The sequence below is a fragment of the Acinetobacter sp. GN11 genome (genome assembly GCF_054823985.1).
Genome location: NZ_JRVL01000270.1, coordinates 1 through 4169, shown reverse-complemented (window position 1 = coordinate 4169; position 4169 = coordinate 1). Strand labels below are relative to the sequence as shown.

The 4169-nt window shown below is 37.7% G+C and carries 3 protein-coding genes; 1 reads left to right on the top strand and 2 read right to left on the bottom strand.

Annotated features, from left to right (window positions below):
- The coding region (locus NL42_RS17875; RefSeq protein WP_461313775.1) for a DUF4882 family protein at positions 1 to 908 on the top strand (908 nt) is incomplete at its 5' end.
- A gap of 57 nt (positions 909 to 965) precedes the next feature.
- Here the strand turns inward: NL42_RS17875 and NL42_RS17870 are convergent.
- Positions 966 to 2075 carry an S-(hydroxymethyl)glutathione dehydrogenase/class III alcohol dehydrogenase gene (locus NL42_RS17870; RefSeq protein ID WP_045432371.1) on the bottom strand — a complete coding sequence of 370 codons (1110 nt, stop codon included), beginning with the start codon at positions 2073 to 2075 and terminating at the stop codon, positions 966 to 968.
- A gap of 229 nt (positions 2076 to 2304) precedes the next feature.
- Positions 2305 to 4169, bottom strand: a 1865-nt coding sequence (locus NL42_RS17865) for a non-contractile tail sheath protein (protein ID WP_461313774.1), incomplete at its 5' end; no start/stop codon positions are given.

Below are 4169 nucleotides of genomic sequence, written 5' to 3'. Positions count from 1 at the left end.
GTTGGGCAATGTATGAAGTATCTTCTGATAATACGACTACCGTATCGCAGAATGAATCGAGTCAAAAAGTCGCATCTAAAAGCAGTTCATCATCTGTAAAGAATGAAAAATTAGTACCACAGATGCTATTAGCTCAAACTAACTCCCTTAATTCTGCCCCAGCCTGTAAATATAATTTTAATGCGACTCAAGAAGATTTTGATCTTTGGAATGGCGAACATACTGACTATTTGCCTATGAAAATATTTCCATTGATAAATGGTCAAAAATTTGGTTTTAAAGTGGAGCCTGTCACAGAAGATAATTATGGTTATCTTGATTATAATGCAAAAAGCAAAACAAAAATGAATTCAACAAGTTATGAAGGTGATTTTTTATTGCCTAATAAAGGTATTGTTGCTTTTGAGATGGAGCTTAAAGTCCCCCTACTTTCTTCAAGCAGCTCCTCTTACTCAGCCGACATCAGTTTTAATGGTGTAACAGATAATAACTATACAATTAGATCAAATTATCATTTTGATATTGGTGCTCAGGATTTTGAGTTTGGTGAGAATCCACCTCGTTTATATCATAGCTTATCATCGGAGGTGGGAGATTATGAACTTATTGATAGTTACTTTAAAAACAAAAAAATGACAGATAACACAAATGAATATCAACGCTTAGGTATCTATATTAATCAGGACACTAAGCAAGTCGGATTTATTTCTAATGGTGCTGATGAAGGATATCAATTTATATTGCCTGGTGCACTACAGAAAATAGCTTTCTCAATGAATGGAAATATAAATATTCTTTCTACGAATTTATTTGGACAAGAGTTGTCTAATGAACTCATTACTGACCGTAATGCACTACAATTTAGCTACCCTCAGGGCACAACAGACATGTGCGGTAATGCCATTTAAGATATAAAACTATAAGTCGTAAAAAAGGGCTGAATCACAGCCCTTTTTTTATTTCATCTAGAAATGAATGACTGTGCGAATTGATTTGCCTTCGTGCATTAAATCAAAAGCAGTATTAATGTCTTGTAGAGGCATAGTATGCGTTACAAAAGGCTCAAGTTGAATTTCACCTTTCATAGCATCTTCGACCATTTTAGGAAGTTGTGAACGCCCTTTTACCCCACCAAACGCAGTACCTAACCATTTACGGCCTGTCACTAACTGGAATGGACGAGTCGAAATTTCTTGACCGGCACCAGCAACACCAATAATAACTGATTGTCCCCAACCACGATGTGCGCACTCTAGAGCCGAGCGCATAACATTGACGTTACCAATACATTCAAATGAATGATCTACTCCCCAGCCTGTCATTTCTACAATGACTTGTTGAATTGGTTTATCGTAATCTTTAGGGTTTAAGAAATCTGTAGCACCAAACTGCTTAGCAAGTTCAAATTTATCTGGATTCATGTCGATTACAATAATGCGCCCTGCTTTTGCCTGACGTGCACCTTGTACAACAGCCAAACCAATACCACCTAAGCCAAATACAGCAACAGAGTCACCTTCTTGTACTTTAGCTGTGTTATGCACGGCGCCAATACCCGTAGTTACGCCACATCCAAGTAAACAAACTTGTTCGTGATTCGCTTCAGGATTGATTTTAGCTAAAGATACTTCTGCAACTACCGTATATTCACTAAATGTTGAACAACCCATGTAATGGTAAATCGGTTCGCCATTATAAGAAAAACGTGTGGTTCCATCTGGCATTACACCTTTACCTTGAGTAGCACGTACTGCAACACACAAGTTGGTTTTTCCAGATTTACAAAATAAGCATTCTTTACATTCAGCTGTATAAAGTGGAATCACATGATCACCCGGCTGAACGCTTGTTACGCCCTCACCCACTTCAACTACAACACCTGCACCTTCGTGACCTAAAATGGCAGGAAAAACACCTTCTGGATCATCACCAGATAATGTAAAAGCATCGGTATGACATACCCCTGTATGGGTAATTTTTATTAAAACTTCACCTGCTTGAGGTGGTGCAACATCAACTTCAACAATCTCTAAAGGTTTTCCTGGGGCAAAGGCGACAGCTGCACGAGATTTCATCTTTGGGTTTCCTTTAAATCATTCGGTATTTATAGTCGAGCAAAATAGACTATGTAACAGTAATACAAGAGCTTAATTTTGCTTAAATTAAAATTGGCTTTCATGACAATCCATCACAGCATAGCCAGTCAGGTACGTCTAAGCAAGCCCATGTTTCAAAAAGAAGAAAACCTCTTACTTGAAGAGGTTTCATATCAAATTACTTATCTTATAAAGGGGTTATATTTACTTATAGGTAAATATCTGGTGGATAAGGTGTGTTATCACTAATTGGCGAATAAAGCGTATTTTCAACAAAGAAGCCATTTGGAGCTTGAGTCGTATCGATCGTAATTGAATCAAACATAACCTGTGGATAGGCCCAGATAAATTGTTTCATTAATCCTAAAGAAACATTGTTTTTCATGTCACCAAAAATTCGTTGCCAAATGGGTGTTCGATAAGGTTTGGTCTTATCAAATCCATAGATATAGGCAATAGATGCATCAGGAACGAAACCGGATAAATAAATGACTTTATTGGCAGGATAACCTAGACCTTGTATAGGTATTTGGGAAACTGCTTGATGTGCCAAGTCTAAGCGAGCTTCCAATAGCCAGTCATAAGCTTCTGTCATCATGTAATCAAAATTAGGATATGAGTAATGTTGGCTTGGATAGTTAATATAAGTGGCTAAAGTCTGAATCGGAGATTGAATAGAAGGAAAGAAAATAAGGGGGCTAACTTTGGCAGCGGAGTATTTTGCTTTAATGACCGTGCGAATGTCTTGGCAGGTTTGACCTAATTTATTTCGGAGCCATGTTTTAAACTCATCATATGGCGTTCCTGTCTTATTCATTGCTTCATAAATTGTACCCAAATCTGGTGCATATAAACCTGTATCTGCATTAAAGGCCAGCTTTGTTGGATAATCATACACACAAGGTAAGTTTGTGCCAGTGTTATACCACCACCACGGTTCACCAATCTGCATGTTTACATCACATCCCCCTACAACCATTGCATCTGCAAACTCAATAAAGGCTTTATGTAGATATGCCAAAGCATTTTGGTCACTTAAACTAAAGAAATAACTTGGTGGTTCATAACCTGTACGACCTAAATTACTATTCCAGTCACGTTGTGCCCAATATTCATTGGCTCCCAAGGAATACATTTCAAAGCTTACGCCAAAGATGGGTTGCATACTGGCGCTATGTAAAGCCTGAGCATATTTCTCATGCCATTTACGTGTACATGGGTTAACAACTGACTCACCTGTAACCAATGTATCTGGTATTTGCCATTTATTAATATCGCTTTTCCATGTCATTTCAGGGTAATGCGACATTCCGCAATAGTGGTTAACCAAACCTTGATATCCTAAAGCGGCCATATTATTGACTAAACGCTGTGGGTTTAAATCGTAATGGTCATCATAGCTTGTACAAATACCATAGTTATGCTGAGGTACAACAACACGACTCAAATTTAACTTTGCATTTGTTCCTGTTACAACGGAATTGGTCAGACGAATGTAGCCATCTTCAGGCTGGCTTAAAGGTAAGGCCGATTGGCTATTATAATGGCTCGTGAAACCTGAAAATGAAATCCGTTGAATGTTAGTCACCGGAAAGCTATCTGTAGCAGAAAAGCCAGCTTTTACTGTATCCCAGTTAATATGAATATGTGCCGTTCGCGATGAAGGATTATTTGCGTAATTAAATAAGACAACATAGGCAACTTTATCTACGCCATTTTCATTATAGTACACCGTTAAAGTGGGCGTTAAACTTGGATTGTTAAGCACTGGCATTGTGGCAGATAACTCAATATCGAAGTCCCAAACCACCCCTGCATAGCTATATTTGGTTTGATACGCTAAAAATTTATGATCTTTAGTATCATTAGAATCCCACGTAATTCCTACTAGATCATTTGCCATTCGTGCTCTAAAAGATGCTTCAAAACCATTTCCATAATTCGTAATAGCAAAAGACATCGTTTGTGGACCGTCTATTCTCCAATAGATAGGACTAAACCGATCAATAAGTGTATTTTGAGTGATTGGATGTGGTGATGTATTAGAATTATTTTGTACATTTTGTGAGTTAG